Source organism: Cupriavidus sp. DB3, assembly GCF_020418465.1.
In the GTDB taxonomy this organism is placed as follows: Bacteria; Pseudomonadota; Gammaproteobacteria; order Burkholderiales; family Burkholderiaceae; genus Cupriavidus; species Cupriavidus cauae.
This window is the reverse complement of record NZ_JAIZPL010000001.1, coordinates 849,936-865,342: the sequence shown is the minus strand read 5'-3', so window position 1 is coordinate 865,342 and position 15,407 is coordinate 849,936. Positions and strand designations below refer to the sequence as shown.

The window sequence follows — 15,407 nt, the reverse complement described above, 5'->3', positions numbered from 1 at the left end:
CGCGACGATCTCGCCGGCGCTAGCGGAAGTTGGCGCGATACTGCGCCGGCGAGATCCCCAGCCGCTGCTGGAACAGCACGCGCATGCGGTCGACCGTCACGAAGCCGCACTTGTAGGCGATCGATTTCAACGGCAGGGCGCTGCCTTCCAGCAGATTGCGCGCGATATCGATGCGCGCCCGCTCGATGAACGCGTGCGGCGTCATGCCGGTATCCGCGACGAACAGGCGGACCAGATTGCGTCCGCTCATGCCGACCTCGGCAGCCAACGCGTCGAGCGTCAGCCTGGCACCGATATTCGCCATCACATAGGCCTGCGCGCGTGCCACCGGTGAGTCGGCCTGGGTCGGCGCCGCGGCCAGATACGGGCTGAACTGCGACTGGCCGCCCTGGCGCTGCGCCACCACCACCAGCCGCTTGGCCACCGCCAGCGCCACCGCGGCGCCATGGTCTTCCCGCACCATGGCCAACGCCAGGTCGATTCCGGCGGTGACGCCAGCCGAGGTGACCAGCTTGCCGTCGCGCAGATAGATGCGGTCGTACTCGACCGTGGCGGCGGGAAAGCGCTCCGCGAGGTGGGCGGCATTCTGCCAATGGGTCGTCACCGTGCGACCGTCCAGCAGGCCGGCATGACCCAGCACAAAGGCGCCGGTACAGACGGACCCATGCAGCCGCGCGCGCGACGCCGCGGTACGCAGCCACTTCGACACCGCGGCATCCGCCGGCGCGGTCGGCAGCCCGGGGCCGCCGGCCACCAGCACGATATCGAAGCGGGGCGCTTCGTCGCCCAGCGACAGGTCCGGCATCAGCTGCATGCCGTTCGACGCGCGCAGCGGCTTGCGCGTCCTGCCCACCAGCACCGTTTCATAGCGGTCCTTGCGGCCGATAAAGGCATTGGCCTCGGCGAAGACGTCGACCGGCCCGGCGACGTCCAGCGCCTGTACGCCGTCGAGCATCAGGATGGCTACGGTGGTCACGCTCATGGGATGGGTTTCCTGCGGCTGTCTTCAAGCGCCGTCACGATGTCCGGATCTGACGGAATGGCGTCATTGTAGTCAAACACGGCGCAGACCAGAATGAAAGCGCGAGACCGGGACCGCTGTGGCGACCGAAGGCGACCAAGGACGACCCAGGACGGCGGCGGCCCCGGCTGGCAGTTCCCTTCTCACTCTTGCGATGGCGACCGCATCGTGCGCCTTGCCGATGCCCGCCATGCCGATCCTTCAGGAGCAATCAAGATGGCCGAAATCATTGCCGGCATTCGCGTACCCGACAGCGCGATGGCACGCGCCGCGACCCAGCTGGTGCGCGACACCGAGGACGACCTGCTGTACCACCACAGCCGCCGCGTGTTCTTCTGGGGCGCGCTGACCGGCGAGCGCAAGGCGCTGGCCTACGACCCCGAGCTGCTCTATATCGGCGCGATGTTCCACGATATGGGGTTGACGCAGCGCTATGCCAGCGACAATCTGCGCTTCGAGGTGGACGGCGCCAACGCGGCGCGCGACTTCCTGAAGGGCTATGGCATTGCCGAGCAGGATATCGACGATGTCTGGGCCGCGATCGCGCTGCATACGACGCCGGGCGTTCCCGAACATATGCGCCCGACGGTGGCGCTGGTCACGGCGGGCGTCGAGATGGACGTGCTGGGACTGTGCTATCACGACTTCACCGGCGAGCAGCGCGACCACGTCTGCCGGCATCATCCGCGCGAGCACAACTTCAAGGAAAGCATCATCGACCATTTCGCCGAGGGCACGCGGCGCAAGCCGCTGACGACCTTCGGCAACGTCAAGGCCGATGTGCTGGCGCTGAAGGATCCGAACTATCAGCGCCTGAACTTCTGCAGCATCATCCTGGGGTCGGCCTGGCCGACCTGAGCCAAGGCCGTGCCATGGCGCCGGACGGTCTGCGATACGGCATACGGGCGTGCCTTACCCCAACAGGCACGCCGCTCCCTGCGTCATTGCAGCGTCAGCCCGATCGCCTTGGTGGCGGCCTGGTAGGTCGGCCAGACGCGGCCGATGAACTGGCGCAGGGCATCGCCGGTCAACGGCGTGTCCTGGCTGCCGAGTTGTTGCCGGACCATCTTGACCTGCTCGGACTCGGTGATCGATTTCGTCACCAGATCGGCCAGCCGCGCGCCGATCTCCGGTGGCAGCCCGGCCGGTCCCAGCAGCATGTTGCATTCGGTCAGGTTGCGGAACACCGGGCTGTTGAAGCCCTCGTCTGCCCAGGTCGGGATGCCGGGCAGCCGGTCGCTGCGCGGGCCGGAGATGATCAGGATCGGCTTGAGGCCACCGGACTGCAGACCGCCCGACATGCCGAGCAGCGAGCCCGCGCCGACGTCGATATGGCCGGCCAGCAGGTCGCCCATCATCGCTCCCGTGCCCTTGTAGTTGATGATGTCGAGCTGGGCGCCGGTCTCCTTCTTCAGCTGGGCCACCATCAGCTGCCAGCCCGAGCCTACGCCGTAGTTGCCGACCGAGACCGGCCGCTTGCGGGACAGCGCCAGCACTTCCTTGAAGTTGTTGGCGGGCAGGTTCTTGTTGGCGACCATCACGCCCACGCCGGTGCTGACCGCGGCGATCGGCACCAGGTCGCGCGACGGATCGATCGGCGGCTTGCGCAGCAGCACCGGCGCCTGCGCGAGCTGGCTGTGCAGCGTGAACAGCAGCGTGTAGCCGTCGGGCTCGCTGCGCGCGACCGTCTCGGCGGCGATCATGCCGACGCCGCCGGGCTTGTTCTCGACGACCACGGGCACCTTCAGCACGCTGGTGAAATACTCGGCGAAGGCGCGGGCCGTACTGTCGTTCGACGAACCTGGCGCCTGCGCCGCGATGATGCGGATCGGCCGGGTTGGCCAGTTGGCGGCGCGCGCGGACGCGAACGGCCACGGCAGCACCGCGAGCGCCGCGCCGGCGCGCAACAAGCGACGGCGCCGGCCGTCTACCAGCCATGGGGGTGGGATCTCAGCCTTCATATCGTCTCCGTGTCGTTGTTATCACTGCCCGGCGGTGAGCCGCGGCCGCGGTCCGCGCCGCCGCGACCGCTACATGCCGATCAGCGCGGCCCGTTCCACCAGATTGCGCACGATGCGGATCGACGCGATGTCGATCATCTTGCCGTCGTACTGGACGGCACCCAGGCCCTGTGCGAGCGCGGCATCGTAGGCGCGCATCATGTCGCGCGCGCGGGCGACATCGTCGGGCGAGGGCGAGAACACCTGCTGTGCAAGTTCGACCTGCGACGGGTGGATCGCCCACTTGCCGACCATGCCGAGGATCATCGCGCGCCGGGCTTCCTGAACATAGACGTCCGGGTCGCGGAAATCGGCGAAGGGGCCGTCGACCGCGTCGAGCCGGTTGGCGCGCGCGGCGATGGTCAGACGGTGCCGCTGGTAGTGCCAGATATCGCCCGGATAGCCGCCGCTGCCGCCGATATCCCGCACCGACACGCCCTGGCTGGCCGAGTAGTCGCCCATGCCGAAGATCAGGCATTCGAGCCGGGGCGTGGACGCCGCGATCGCTTCCACGTTCATCATGGCCTCGACCTCTTCGATCAGCACGTCGATGCCGATCCGATGCGGCAGCTTGAGCTTGATCTCCATCATCGTCAGCAGCTTGTCGACGAACTGCACGTCGGCGGCGCTCATCGCCTTGGGCAGCATGATGACGTCGAGGTTGGCACCCGCGCCCTCGACCACTTCGATGATGTCCTCGTAGGCGTATTCGGTGGTCAGGTCGTTGACGCGCACGCAGCGGGTGGTCCGGCCCCAGTCGAGCCCGTTCAGCGCGTCGACGATCTTTGCCCGCGCGGGCCGCTTCTCGGCCGGCGCGACGGCATCCTCGAGATCGAGGAAGACGAAGTCGACGTCCATCGCGGCGGCCTTGCTCATCATCTTCTCGCTCGAGCCCGGCACCGAAAGCTGGCAGCGGCGCAGCCGCCGCGGTCGTTGTTGTGCATCCCTTTGCATCGCTGTGTTTGCTCCTTGGTGGTATGCGCTGTCGCCAGGCTAACCATGGCGATCCGGTTTGTCAGGGCCGCAGCGCGGCAATCTCGGTCGCGGTGAAGCCGAAGTCGGCCAGCGTCCGTTCGGTGTGCTCGCCGACCATCGGGGCGCGGCGGCGCACCGCGCCCGGCGTCGCGCTCATTCGCACCGGCGTGCCGGCGACCGTCAACGGCCGGGCCGCGCCCGGCTGCTCGACCTCGACCAGCATGTCGCGCACGCGGAAATGCGGGTCGGCGAAGATGTCGCGGGCATCGAACACCGGACCGAACGGGATCTCGCCGCCGAGTTCGCGCGCCAGTTCCTGCTTCGTGAAGCGCCGGGTCCAGGCGGAGACGAGCTCGTCCACCTCTTCGCGATGCGCGACACGGGCGTCGTTGCTGGCAAAGCGGGGATCGTGCTGCAGCTCGGGCCGCTGCATGCGCGCGACCAGCAGGGCCCAGAAGCGGTCGTTCGGCACGCCCAGGCTGACGTAGCCGTCGGCGGCGGGAAACAGTCCGAACGGGCACAGCAGCGGGTGGCCGTTGCCTTCCGGCCCCGGCGCGTTGCCCGTCACGCCATACTGGAACACCAGCCGCTCGCAGACCGCGAGCACCGCGTCGACCATCGCCACGTCGACGAACTGCCCCTGGCCGGTACGCTGTGCGCGCCAGCAGGCCGCCGCGATGCCGTACGCCAGGAACATCGCCGGCACGATATCGCCGACGCCCGGGCCGATCTTGGTGGGCGGGCCGCCGCGGCGGGCGCCGGTGATGCCCATGATGCCGCCCATGGCCTGCGCGACCGGGTCATAGGCCGGCCAGTCGGCGTAGGGGCTGGCGCCGCTGCGCGGATCGCCGAAGCCCCGCAGCGTGGCGTAGACGAGCCGCGGGTTCGCGGCGGCCAGCGTCTCGTAGCCCAGCCCGAGGCGGTCCATCACGCCGACGCGGTAGTTCTCGACCAGCACGTCGGCCTGGCGTGCCAGCCGCAGCAGCGCCTCGCGCCCGGCGGGCTGCTTCAGGTCCAGCTCCACCGATTCCTTGTTGCGGTTGATCGAGCCGAAGTAGGCGCCGTATCCGCGCTGCTCCAGGCGCAGCGCGCCATCCAGATGCGGACCGTTGCGCCGCGTCAGATCGCCGCCCGGCGGCTCGATCTTGATGACCCGCGCGCCCTGGTCGGCCAGCATCATCGACGCATACGGCCCGGCCAGCATCTGGGTCAGGTCGAGCACGACCAGGCCGTCGAGCGCGCCGGCGGGGCGCTCGTCGCCGCTCATCGCTCGCCCCTGGTCATCGTTCACCCCAATGGCTCTTGCGCTTGAGCAGCACCGTGCGTTCGGCCTGCACGCACAGCTTGTCGTGCTGGTTGATGCCGTAGTGGCGGAAGCGGACGAGGCCGGCATCCGCGCGGTCGGGCGCGTCTTCTACCGCCAGCACCTCGGAGTAGGCGTACAGCGTGTCGCCATGGAAGACCGGATGCGACAGCCGGATCTTGTCCAGGCCGATTTCGCGCAGGCATTGCTCCGCGGTGTCCTGCGCGGCAAGGCCCAGCACCATCGACAGATTGATGCCGCCGAATACCACCCGCTGCGAAAAGATGCCGTTTGCCGCGCGCCGCATGGCGTCCTCGTTGAAATGGCCCTCGGCGGTGTTCATCACCATATTGGTCAGCAGCACGTTGTCCATCTCGGTCACCGTCTTGCCGCGCGCATGGCGGATCAGCATGCCGGGCGAGAAATCCTCGAAGTAGCCGTCGTGGCTGGTCAGCGCATGCGTCTTCATGCCGTTGCCCTCCCGGCGCCCTGGCGCTGGTCGAAGGCCCGGCTGGCAATCATCGCTTCGACCTCCGAACGTCCCAGCAGGCTGTTGGCGATGATGCGCTGCTGGATTTCCGAGGTGCCCTCGAAGATCTTGGTCAGCCGCGCGTCGCGCCAGTAGCGCTCGACCGGGAACAGCTTGGTATAGCCTGCGCCGCCGAAGATCTGCAGCGCGGTCGAGGTCACGCGTTCGGCCATCTCCGACGCGAAGTACTTGACCATCGACGCCTCCTTGTCGCAACGGCGGCCGCTGTCGATCTCGCTGCAGACGTAGTACAGCAGCTGGCGCGCGGCCTCGATTTCGGTGGCCATCGTGGCGATCTTGAAGCGGATCGCCTGATATTCGGCGATCGGCATGCCGAACTGGCGGCGCTCCAGCGAGTAGGCGATCGCGTCCTCGAGCGCGCCCTGGGCCAGTCCGATCGCACGGGCCGCGGTATGCGCGCGGGCGCCTTCCAGGCCCTTGGCCATCAGCAGGAAGGCCTTGCCTTCGCCGCCCATCAGGTTGCGGGCGGGGACGCGCACGCCATCGAGTGCCAGCTCGAAGGTCTTCCAGCCGAAATAGCCGATCTTGGGAATCGGCGAGCCGGTCATGCCCGGCGGAAAGCTGCCGCGTTCCTTCTCGATCATGAAGCAGGAAATCCCTTCCCAGCGCTTGTCGGGACTCGGCGGCGGCGAGGTGCGCGCGAACAGGATCAGGTAGTCGGCTCCATCGGCGAAGGTGCACCAGTACTTGTTGCCGGTCAGCACCCATTCGTCGCCGTCGCGCTCGGCGCGGCACGAGATCGAGGCCAGGTCCGAGCCGGTGTCGGGCTCCGACAGCGCGCTGGCGTTCAGGAATTCGCCGCGCACCACGCGCGGCAGATAGGCCTGCCGCATGTCCTCGGGCATCGCCTTCATGATCCAGCCGCCCTGCGCGCGCGCGACGATCGAGGCGACCGACATCCAGCCGCGCGACAGCTGCTCGCAAATCAGGCAGTACTCGAAGATGCCGAGGCCCAGGCCGCCGTACTGCTCGGGAATCGTGATGCCGAAATACCCCATCTCGGCCATCTTGTCGCGCAGATCCATCGGGATCTCGGCGTCGGGGCCGTCGAGGGCATTGGCGACGGGCAGCACCTCCTTCATGGTGAACTCGCGCGCCGCCTCGCGGATCATCTGGCGCTCTTCCGTCATGTAGCCCTTGCCGTCTGCCGATATGGTCATGCCCTGGTCCTCACAAGATTCGAACGTTTGAACGCGATCACCGCTTCGCCGCGCTGGTTGGTGCCGCGCGTGTGCCAGGTCACGATGCCGTAGCCGGGGCGATTGCTGGCGAGCCGGCGCGACACCACCTCGGAGCTGGCGTACAGCGTGTCGCCGGGATAGACGGGCTCCACGAAGCTGAGCTCGTCGACGCCAAGAAACGGACCGCCGCCTTCCGACAGGTCCTCGACCGACAGGCCGAAGACGGTGTTGAACACCAGCAGCGGATTGACCGGAATGCGCCGATGGCCGGCGGCCTCCGCCATTGCCGCATTGGTGTATTGCGGGTTGTAGTGCAGCGTCAGCACCGAGAACAGCGTGTTGTCGGCCTCGCTGACGGTGCGGCCCCAGTGATGGGTGAAGGCGCGGCCGGGCTCGAAGTCCTCGTAGCGGTTGCCGCGAACGCGCAGCGTCGCCTCGGCCTTGAGCCGGGCCACGGTGGGGTCCACGGAAGCGGTGTCCAGCGATGTCATCGGATTGCCTCGAACAGGGGGTCAAGGGAAGGGAGCCGGTCCAGCGCTTGCACCGCATCGACCAGGCGGCCGAAGCGCGCACCGCCGAGCACCGGCGTGACGATGGCCTCGGCCTTGGCCAGCAATTGCTGCCATTGCCGATCGAGATCGGTGGCGGGCACGGCGACATTGGCGCTCTCACGCACGGTGCGGCCATCGCGGGTGTGGATCTCGACCACGGCGGCGTTGCGGTCGCCGCCCTGATCGGTGCGCAGCACGACGCGTTCGCGGGCCCGCGCCAGGCGCGGATCGGTGGCCTGCCGGTCGGTGTAACTGTCCAGCGAGGCGGTGGACACGCCATCGAGCGCCATCACCGCAAGATGCTGGATCGCGAACTTGATCTCCAGGCCGGTGCGCGGCTGCGCGATGTCGCACACGCCGCGATGGGGACCGGACACCAGAATGGCCATCGTCTCCATATCGTCCAGGCCGATGCCATGCTTGCGGCGCGCCTGCGCCACGGCCTCCAGCGTGGAGTGGGTCAGGTAGCAGGACGCGTGGTACTTGAACAGCGTCTTCTCGATCGCCATGGTGTTTCGCGGCTCGAACCGGGCGGGCAGCGGATCGCCATCCGGCGCCTGCGTGGCGGCAAATCCCTGCGCGCATTCGAGCGCCGCGGTGTTGGCGGTGAAGCCGCGCGCCGCCAGCCGGGCCGCCATCACGCCATGCATCGCGGCCTTGCCGGCGTGCAGCGGCTTGGCCATCGTGCCGAACATGCATTTGAGGCCGGCCGCCTGCGTGGCCGCCAGGCCGAGCGCGTGCGCGCTGCGATCCGGGTCCAGCCGCATCAGCCGCGCGCACGCCGCCGCCGCGCCGATCGCGCCGGTGGTGCCGGTCGGATGCAGGCCGAAGCGGTACTGCGCGTCGCCAATCCGCTCGCCGATGCGCGATTCCACCTCATGACCGATCACGAGCGCGCGCAGCAGATCGATGCCGCCGGCGCGTTCCAGCTCGGCGACGGCCAGCGCGGCGGGCGCGACCGGGACGGTGGGGTGGCCGCGCATCGCCGAGGCGACGTCGTCGAAGTCGAGCGCGTGGCCGGCCGCGCCATTGATCAGCGCGGCGTCGGCGACGTGTGCGCGGGTGCCGCCCAGCAAGGTGCAGGGCGCGGTCGAGTCGCCGCCATGTTCGGCAGTCAGCATCGTGACCAGCGGCTCGCCGTTGGCGGCGATCGCCACCGCCAGCCAGTCCAGCAGCGCGTGGCGCGCCCACAGCAGGGCGGCCGGCCCGATCGCCGTGTCGTCGACCGTGCTGATCCACTGCACCATCGCGCCGGTATAGCCGGGTGCCGCCTGCTCGGATCGTTCCATGTCCACCTGTTCGATGCGCCCGGTGTGGCGGGCGACGGTTGTTGCGGGTGGAGGCAGTATCGGCCCGCGCGGCATCGGCGGGCATCACATATGTGATGGATGACGAAGGGCGCGAATCATCATGGATGTGATGGCGGGGCGCGGGGCCGAAGGGCAGACTGCATGTCGCGCGGTCCCCCACCGCCTGTCCGCCAACCACTTCGATATCGAGACCATGACCGACGATTCCCTCCGCCTGCGCCGCTCGGTGCTCTACGTTCCCGCGGCCAACGCCCGCGCCATCGACAAGGCGGCGACCCTGCCATGCGATGCGATCGTGTTTGACCTGGAAGATGCGGTGTCGCCCGCAATGAAGAGCGCCGCGCGGGCGCAGCTTGGGCAAGCGCTGTCGGCGCGGCGATCTGCGGGCCAGGAGATCGTGCTGCGCGTCAATGCATTGGGCACCGCCGAGTTCGCGCAGGACCTGATGCTCGCCGCCGGCGCGCGCTTCGACGCGGTGTTGCTGCCGAAGGTCGGCGACGACAGCGATGTCGTGGCATTCGCCCGCGCCTGCGCGGCGCTGGCGTGGGAGAAACCGCCGACGCTATGGGCGATGGTCGAGACGCCGCAGGCCATCCATCGGCTCGACGCGATCGTCGCGGCCGGGCGTGCGGCGACACCGCGCCTCGATTGCCTGGTGATCGGCACCAACGATCTGGCCAAGGACACCGGTGTATTTGCCGGCGAGGAGCGTCGCTATCTGATGCCCTGGCTGATGCAGGCCGTGCTGGCAGCGAAACGCTACGGCGTCGACATTCTCGATGGCGTCTGGAACGACTTCGGCGACCAGGCCGGCTATGCCGCGGAACTGACCCAATCGGTGCGGATGGCCTTCGACGGCAAGACGCTGATCCACCCGTCGCAGATCGACGCCGCCAACACGGCATTCGCACCGTCGGCACAGCAGGTCGCGGAAGCCGAGCGGATCGCCGCCGCCTTCGCGGCGAGCGAGAACGCAGACGCGGGGGTGATCAATCTCGATGGCAGGATGGTCGAACGGCTGCATCTGGAACAGGCGCTGCGGCTGCTGGCTCGCCACCGCGCAATCGTGCAGGCGGAGCAGCGGCGGGGCGGGGCGGCTGCGACTGCCGCGAACGCTCCGAACGCTGCGAATGCAGCGAATGCAGCGAACGCGGCGAAGGTCTAGCAGTTTCGCGCGACGGCCAGCACCGCGGGCAGCAACTGCTTGCGGCGCGCATGCAGCCGCGCCACGGGCCCGCCGGTACCGATGCCCAGCCATTGTCCACGGATCGGTGTTGCCAGCAGCGTGGCCAGGACGCCGGCGCCGGGCGTGGCGAGATTGGCCGATTCGTAGTAACCCTGCTCGCGCGCCTGCCGGACGGCGCGCATGGTATCGGCCAGCCGCGCCGGCGGCCATGCGCTCTTGTGCTCGGCGTTATAGCGGCGCAGCAGGCGGCCCACCTCGTCGTCGTTCATCCGGCTCATCAGCATGATGCCGATCGCGGTCAGATGCATCGGGCGCATCGCGCCGGAGACGGCGGTCAGCCGCAGCGCGTGGGGCGATTCGATGACCGACAGGTACTGCAGCATGATGCCGTTCTGGCGTCCCAGCAGCACGGTCTCGCCGGTGTCCGCCGACAGCCGTCGCATGGCATCGTGGACGGTCGCGCTGGTGCCATGCTTGCGCGTGGTCCAGTCGCAAAGGAAGGACACCCGCACGGAAGGGCAGAAGGTGCGCGCCTGCGCATCGAATTCCATATAGCCCCGGCCTACCAGCGTGCGCACCAGCATCGACGCGCTCGATTGCGGTATCCCCAGCTTCTCGACGATTTCGCCCACCCGCAGCGGCCGCCGCTCGCGCTCGAACAGCTCGAGCAGATCGAAGACGCGGTTCGCCGATTTCACCATGCCTGCATCCACAGCCTGTCTCCCCTTGCCGGGCGGTCGCGCCGCCGGTCGAATTTGCCGAACTGCCGTATGGTACGTCGGCCGTAGCGCCCCCGCCCACGACGTTCCGGTAGCACGGCCTCCCATGGGTCGCCTCGCCAAGGCTTTCCGATATGGAATCGAAACGTGCACGAATCATCGCTGTAGCCCAATTCGGGAATGGCATACATTGCTCCCACCCGGCCGCACGAGATCGCCGATCTCCCGGCCCGCATCCGCGAAAGCCAGCCAGAGCCATGAAAGCCTGCCAATTTCCCTCCCTGCCCAGCCGTGTCGTGGTCCGCGAGGTCGGCCTGCGCGACGGGCTGCAGAGCGTGCAGACCATCGTGCCGACCGAACACAAGCGCGAATGGATCCGTGCCGCCTACGACGCCGGCCAGCGCGAAATCGAGATCGGCTCCTTCGTGCCGGCGCGGCTGCTGCCACAATTGGCCGATACGGCCGAGCTGCTGGCCTTCGCCCGGACGCTGCCGGGACTGTTCTGCTCGGTGCTCGTGCCGAATCTGCGTGGTGCCGAGCTCGCGCTGGCCCACGGCGCCGACCTGATGCTGGTGCCGCTGTCGGCCAGCCATGCGCACAGCCTGGCGAACCTGCGCAAGACTCCCGACGAAGTGGTGGCCGAGGTGGCCCGCATGCGCGCGGCGCGCGACGCGGCCGGTGCCAGCACGCTGATCGAAGGCGGCGTCGGCACGGCGTTCGGCTGCACGATCCAGGGCCATGTCGAGGCCGACGAGGTATTGCGCCTGATGCGGGCGCTGCTCGATGCCGGGGCGGACCGCGTCAGCCTTGCCGATACGGTCGGCTATGCCGATCCCGCGCAGGTGGCCGCGCTGTTCGAACGCGCCGTCGCGATCGCCGGCGACCGCTTCTGGTGCGGGCATTTCCACGATACCCGCGGATTGGGGCTGGCCAACGTCTACGCCGCGATGCAGGCCGGCGTGAACCGCTTCGACGCCTGCCTCGGCGGCATCGGCGGCTGCCCGCATGCGCCGGGCGCGAGCGGCAATGTCGCGTCCGAAGACCTGGCCTATATGCTGGGCAGCATGGGCATCGATACCGGCCTCGATATCGGCGCGCTGCTGCGCCTGCGCGAGCGGGTGGCGGGCTGGCTCGCCGGCGAGACCCTGCACGGCACGCTGTGGCGCGCCGGCCTGCCCAGGACATTCCCCGGCATCGGCCCTGACGCCGATACCGGCCTTGCCGCGCCGAGCCCCTGCGGCACGGCCGCTACCCCGGCTTTTCCAGCCTGATCGCCAACGATTGGGTCATACCATGACGCAAACCAACGAATCCCTCCCGCTCGCCGGCATCCGCGTGGTCGAGTTCACCCATATGGTCATGGGCCCGACCTGCGGCATGATCCTGGCCGATCTCGGTGCCGAGGTCATCAAGGTCGAACCGCCCGGCGGCGACAAGACGCGCAACCTGCCCGGCCTGGGCATCGGCTTTTTCCGCGCCTTCAACCGCAACAAGAAGAGCGTGGTGCTGGACATCACCACCGACGAAGGCCGTGCCACCGCGGCGGAACTGGCCGGGCAGTGCGACGTGCTGCTGGAGAACTTCCGTCCCGGCCTGATGCGCAAGCTCGGCCTGGACTACGACACGCTGTCGAAGACCTGTCCGCGGCTGATCTATGTCTCGCACAAGGGCTTCCTGCCGGGGCCGTACGAGAACCGGCTGGCGCTCGACGAGGTGGTGCAGATGATGGGCGGGCTGTCGTACATGACCGGGCCAAAGGGGCGGCCCTTGCGCGCCGGCACCTCGGTCAACGACATCATGGGCGGCATGTTCGGCGCGATCGGCGTGCTGGCCGCGCTGCGCGAGCGCGATCGCACCGGCCGCGGCCAGGAGATCCAGAGCGCGCTGTTCGAGAACTGCGTGTTCCTCGCCTCGCAGCACATGCAGCAGTACGCGATGACGGGCGAGGCGCCGCCGCCGATGCCCTCGCGCGTATCGGCCTGGAGCGTCTACGACGTCTTCACGCTGGCCGACGACGAGCAACTGTTCATCGGCGCGGTTAGCGACAAGCAGTTCGTCACGCTGTGCAGGGTGCTGGAGCGGCCCGACCTGCTCGACGTGCCAGAGTACGCCAGCAATGCCTCGCGCGTCGCGGTGCGGCCGCGGTTGCTGGAGCAGCTCGGCGGCATCCTGCGGCATCACCGCGTCGCCGAGCTGGCGCCGAAGCTCGAGGCGGCCGGCATTCCGTACGCGCCGATCGTACGCCCCGATCAGCTGCTCGACGACGTGCATCTGAAGGAGAGCGGGGGACTGGTGCCGATGCAGGCCGAAGACGGCTCGACGGCGCCGGCCGTGCTGCTGCCGCTGCTGATGGGCGGCCGCCGCCCCGGCGTACGCAGTCCCTTGCCGAAGGCCGGCGAGCACAACGACGAAATCCTGGCGCGCCTGGGCAAGGGCGCGCGCTGACAGCACCGGGACGGCCGGCGCGCGATCTGCACCCGGCAAGCCCGAACAGGCCGCGGCACAGCGGCCGGACACTACCCATCCGGAGACAACATCATGCATTCGCCCCGCTCGCGCGCCATCGCGCCCTCGCTGCCGATCCGTCGCAACGTGATCAAACTGGCCGCGGCCGCCGTCACGCTCGGCATGCTCGGCGTGCCGGCGCTGTATCCCCTTCGGAACGCGCAGGCGCAGCCGGGTTCCGGCAAGCCGATCCGGCTGATCCTGCCGATCAGCGCGGGTTCCGGTGTCGATGCGATCGTGCGCACCGCCGCGCCGGCGCTGGGCAAGGCCCTCGGCCAGCCGGTCGTGATCGAGAACATGCCCGGCGCGGGCGGCATCACCGGTACGGCCGCGGTGGTCAAGGCGGCGCCGGACGGCACCACGCTTGGCATGGTGTCGAACAACCACGCGATCAATCCGAGCGTCTTCAAGTCGATGCCGTTCGATGCGATCAAGGACATCACGCCGATCAGCGTGCTGGGCGCGACCTCGCTGGTGCTGGTGGTCAACCCGAAGGTGCCGGCGCGCAACGTCAAGGAGCTGGTCGCCTTGCTGAAGGCCAAACCGGACGAATACAACTACGCCTCGTCGGGCAACGGCACCGTGATTCATCTGGCCGGCCAGATGTTCCTGGAGGAGGCCGGCGTCAAGGCGCGCCATATTCCTTACAAGGGCACCGGTCCGATGGTCACCGATCTGCTGTCGGGTCAGGTTCAGTTCGGCGTGGTCGCGCTGAACGCCGCGCTCCCGCATCTGAAGGCCGGCACGCTGCGCGCGATCGGCCTGTGCGGCGCGACCCGTTCGCAGGCGGCGCCCGATATCCCGACCATCGCCGAACAAGGCTTGCCCGCCTACGACATCGAGGGCTGGTTCGCGCTGGTCGGTCCGGCCAACCTGCCGCCCGCCGAGGTCCAGCGCCTGCACGATGCCTTCGCCAGGGCCTTCACCAGCCCCGAGGTGGTCGAGGCGCTGAAGAAGCAGGCGACCGCCACGCGGCCGACCACGCCGGCGCAGGCGGCAACGTTCTTCGCCAGCGAGGCGGCGCGCTATGCCACGCTGGTCAAGAAGGCCAACGTATCGGTCGAATAGCGGCACGCGGGGCTTCCCGGGATTTGAGCGAAGAGGAAGTGCGCAATCTGCGCGCGAACGCCCCCGATTACGTCCGCCGCGGCGCGGATTACAAGAGCCGACTGAAGAAGCTCGTGTGACAGAGCACTTGCGCCCGACATGCGTGCGGCACGCGTTCCGAGCGATACGCCGAGGGAAAACACCCGCTTCGCGGCGTCAGCTGCGACCGTCGCCCGAGGTCCCTCCCTGATGTCGGGCCAGATGCAGTTGGTGCAGCGTGATCTTGCGCACTTCCGCCTGGCTGCTGCCGATATGCGCGCGCAGCAGCATCGTGGCCTGGTCGGCGCGCTTGGCGAGGATCGCGCGCAGGATCTGCGCGTGCTCTTCGTAGGTGGCCTCGATCCGGAACGACTTGGTGAAATCGAGACTGCGCACCATGCGGATGCGCTCGGTGATGTCGCGGTGTATCCGCGCCATTTCCGCATTGCCGGCCGCTTCGACCAGCGCGCAATGGAATTCCTCGTCCCATTGCCGGACCTGGACGCCGTCGGTACTGCGCCGCGCGGGCTCCACCAGCCAGATCGCGGCCAACTGCTCCATGCGGGAACGATCAACCGCGGCACCGTACACCGCAGTCCCCGTGCACAGGCGCTGCGCCGCCGTGGTTTCCAGCACCATGCGCAGGTCGTAGAGCTGCTCGTAGCGGTCGAAGTCGAACGGCAGCACGCGCCAGCCGCTGCGGAACATCACCTCGACATAGCCCTCCTGCTGCAGACGCACCAGCGCCTGGCGCACCGGCGTGCGCGACACGCCCAGCCGGGCGCACAGCTCCAGTTCGGTGAAGCGGTCGCCGGGCAGCAGCCGGAACTGGCCGATGTCGCGCTTCAGTCCGTCGTAGACCTGGTCGGCGACCAAGCGCCGCGGGCCGGCGTCGGCGTCGGCCGTTCCCGTTGGGGTTGCCGTCCCGGTGCGAGGGCGGGCGGTCATCGGCGCCGCCTTTGTGGGCGCCGTCTTGGGCGCCGTCCTGGATGTTGTCTTGACCGCCTTGATGGTGGTCGC

General features: G+C 68.6%; 15 protein-coding genes. 5 read left to right on the top strand and 10 right to left on the bottom strand.

The genetic code is table 11. The features are described 5' to 3' along the window. Window positions 1–19: 19 nt before the first annotated feature. A complete protein-coding gene (locus K7G19_RS03725; RefSeq protein ID WP_226106307.1) occupies window positions 20–976 on the bottom strand; it encodes a GlxA family transcriptional regulator in 957 nt (318 codons plus the stop codon). A gap of 261 nt (window positions 977–1,237) precedes the next feature. On the opposite strand from K7G19_RS03725, the gene K7G19_RS03720 reads away from it, so the two are divergent. Further along, window positions 1,238–1,879, top strand: coding sequence for an HD domain-containing protein (locus tag K7G19_RS03720; protein WP_226105847.1), 642 nt, complete (start codon window positions 1,238–1,240; stop codon window positions 1,877–1,879). An 83-nt stretch (window positions 1,880–1,962) separates the two neighbouring features. On the opposite strand, the gene K7G19_RS03715 is transcribed toward K7G19_RS03720, so the two are convergent. The 7 genes from K7G19_RS03715 to K7G19_RS03685 all read right to left on the bottom strand — a co-directional run bounded on the left by K7G19_RS03715 (window position 1,963) and on the right by K7G19_RS03685 (window position 8,870). Continuing rightward, complete coding sequence (locus K7G19_RS03715; RefSeq protein ID WP_226105846.1) at window positions 1,963–2,982, bottom strand: tripartite tricarboxylate transporter substrate binding protein; 1,020 nt, start codon at window positions 2,980–2,982, stop codon at window positions 1,963–1,965. A gap of 69 nt (window positions 2,983–3,051) precedes the next feature. Continuing rightward, window positions 3,052–3,975, bottom strand: coding sequence for a CoA ester lyase (locus tag K7G19_RS03710; protein WP_226105845.1), 924 nt, complete (start codon window positions 3,973–3,975; stop codon window positions 3,052–3,054). A gap of 61 nt (window positions 3,976–4,036) precedes the next feature. Further along, the gene (locus K7G19_RS03705; protein WP_226106305.1) at window positions 4,037–5,263 is read right to left on the bottom strand and encodes a CaiB/BaiF CoA-transferase family protein; all 1,227 of its coding nucleotides are present in this window, start codon (window positions 5,261–5,263) and stop codon (window positions 4,037–4,039) included. 13 nt (window positions 5,264–5,276) lie between these two features. After that, window positions 5,277–5,768, bottom strand: a complete 492-nt coding sequence (locus K7G19_RS03700) for a MaoC family dehydratase (protein ID WP_150083850.1) — start codon at window positions 5,766–5,768, stop codon at window positions 5,277–5,279. Next, on the bottom strand, window positions 5,765–7,009 hold the full coding sequence (locus tag K7G19_RS03695; protein WP_149316040.1) for an acyl-CoA dehydrogenase family protein: 1,245 nt from the start codon (window positions 7,007–7,009) through the stop codon (window positions 5,765–5,767). The genes K7G19_RS03700 and K7G19_RS03695 overlap by 4 nt, the downstream gene beginning before the upstream one ends. Continuing rightward, window positions 7,006–7,521, bottom strand: a complete 516-nt coding sequence (locus K7G19_RS03690; protein ID WP_226105844.1) for a MaoC family dehydratase — start codon at window positions 7,519–7,521, stop codon at window positions 7,006–7,008. The genes K7G19_RS03695 and K7G19_RS03690 overlap by 4 nt, the downstream gene beginning before the upstream one ends. Then, on the bottom strand, window positions 7,518–8,870 hold the full coding sequence (locus K7G19_RS03685) for an MmgE/PrpD family protein (RefSeq protein ID WP_226105843.1): 1,353 nt from the start codon (window positions 8,868–8,870) through the stop codon (window positions 7,518–7,520). Before K7G19_RS03685 ends, K7G19_RS03690 begins: the two co-directional genes overlap by 4 nt. A gap of 214 nt (window positions 8,871–9,084) precedes the next feature. Here K7G19_RS03685 and K7G19_RS03680 point away from each other — a divergent pair, with 214 nt between their 5' ends. Continuing rightward, on the top strand, window positions 9,085–10,056 hold the full coding sequence (locus K7G19_RS03680; RefSeq protein ID WP_226105842.1) for a CoA ester lyase: 972 nt from the start codon (window positions 9,085–9,087) through the stop codon (window positions 10,054–10,056). Here K7G19_RS03680 and K7G19_RS03675 read toward each other — a convergent pair. Continuing rightward, window positions 10,053–10,778, bottom strand: a complete 726-nt coding sequence (locus K7G19_RS03675) for an IclR family transcriptional regulator (protein WP_149316036.1) — start codon at window positions 10,776–10,778, stop codon at window positions 10,053–10,055. The genes K7G19_RS03680 and K7G19_RS03675 overlap by 4 nt on opposite strands. A 275-nt stretch (window positions 10,779–11,053) precedes the next feature. Between K7G19_RS03675 and K7G19_RS03670 the strand changes: the two genes are divergently transcribed. The 3 genes from K7G19_RS03670 to K7G19_RS03660 all read left to right on the top strand — a co-directional run bounded on the left by K7G19_RS03670 (window position 11,054) and on the right by K7G19_RS03660 (window position 14,369). Beyond that, window positions 11,054–12,067, top strand: a complete 1,014-nt coding sequence (locus tag K7G19_RS03670; RefSeq protein ID WP_226105841.1) for a hydroxymethylglutaryl-CoA lyase — start codon at window positions 11,054–11,056, stop codon at window positions 12,065–12,067. Between the two features lie 22 nt (window positions 12,068–12,089). Beyond that, entirely contained in the window at window positions 12,090–13,241 is a 1,152-nt protein-coding gene (locus tag K7G19_RS03665; protein WP_226105840.1) for a CaiB/BaiF CoA-transferase family protein, read from the top strand. Window positions 13,242–13,334: 93 nt separating this feature from the next. Further along, on the top strand, window positions 13,335–14,369 hold the full coding sequence (locus K7G19_RS03660; RefSeq protein ID WP_370639473.1) for a tripartite tricarboxylate transporter substrate binding protein: 1,035 nt from the start codon (window positions 13,335–13,337) through the stop codon (window positions 14,367–14,369). Window positions 14,370–14,564: 195 nt separating this feature from the next. Here K7G19_RS03660 and K7G19_RS03655 read toward each other — a convergent pair whose 3' ends face one another. Continuing rightward, window positions 14,565–15,335: a GntR family transcriptional regulator gene (locus tag K7G19_RS03655; RefSeq protein ID WP_226105838.1), complete on the bottom strand. Its 771-nt coding sequence runs from the start codon at window positions 15,333–15,335 to the stop codon at window positions 14,565–14,567. Between the last annotated feature and the right edge of the window lie 72 nt (window positions 15,336–15,407).

Coding starts and splice junctions, on each gene's coding strand:
- K7G19_RS03720 (WP_226105847.1), top strand. CDS start 1,238: ATGGCCGAAATCATTGCCGGCATTCGCGTACCCGACAGCGCGATGGCA.
- K7G19_RS03715 (WP_226105846.1), bottom strand. CDS start 2,982: ATGAAGGCTGAGATCCCACCCCCATGGCTGGTAGACGGCCGGCGCCGT.
- K7G19_RS03710 (WP_226105845.1), bottom strand. CDS start 3,975: ATGCAAAGGGATGCACAACAACGACCGCGGCGGCTGCGCCGCTGCCAG.
- K7G19_RS03705 (WP_226106305.1), bottom strand. CDS start 5,263: ATGAGCGGCGACGAGCGCCCCGCCGGCGCGCTCGACGGCCTGGTCGTG.
- K7G19_RS03700 (WP_150083850.1), bottom strand. CDS start 5,768: ATGAAGACGCATGCGCTGACCAGCCACGACGGCTACTTCGAGGATTTC.
- K7G19_RS03695 (WP_149316040.1), bottom strand. CDS start 7,009: ATGACCATATCGGCAGACGGCAAGGGCTACATGACGGAAGAGCGCCAG.
- K7G19_RS03690 (WP_226105844.1), bottom strand. CDS start 7,521: ATGACATCGCTGGACACCGCTTCCGTGGACCCCACCGTGGCCCGGCTC.
- K7G19_RS03685 (WP_226105843.1), bottom strand. CDS start 8,870: ATGGAACGATCCGAGCAGGCGGCACCCGGCTATACCGGCGCGATGGTG.
- K7G19_RS03680 (WP_226105842.1), top strand. CDS start 9,085: ATGACCGACGATTCCCTCCGCCTGCGCCGCTCGGTGCTCTACGTTCCC.
- K7G19_RS03675 (WP_149316036.1), bottom strand. CDS start 10,778: ATGGTGAAATCGGCGAACCGCGTCTTCGATCTGCTCGAGCTGTTCGAG.
- K7G19_RS03670 (WP_226105841.1), top strand. CDS start 11,054: ATGAAAGCCTGCCAATTTCCCTCCCTGCCCAGCCGTGTCGTGGTCCGC.
- K7G19_RS03665 (WP_226105840.1), top strand. CDS start 12,090: ATGACGCAAACCAACGAATCCCTCCCGCTCGCCGGCATCCGCGTGGTC.
- K7G19_RS03660 (WP_370639473.1), top strand. CDS start 13,335: ATGCATTCGCCCCGCTCGCGCGCCATCGCGCCCTCGCTGCCGATCCGT.
- K7G19_RS03655 (WP_226105838.1), bottom strand. CDS start 15,335: ATGACCGCCCGCCCTCGCACCGGGACGGCAACCCCAACGGGAACGGCC.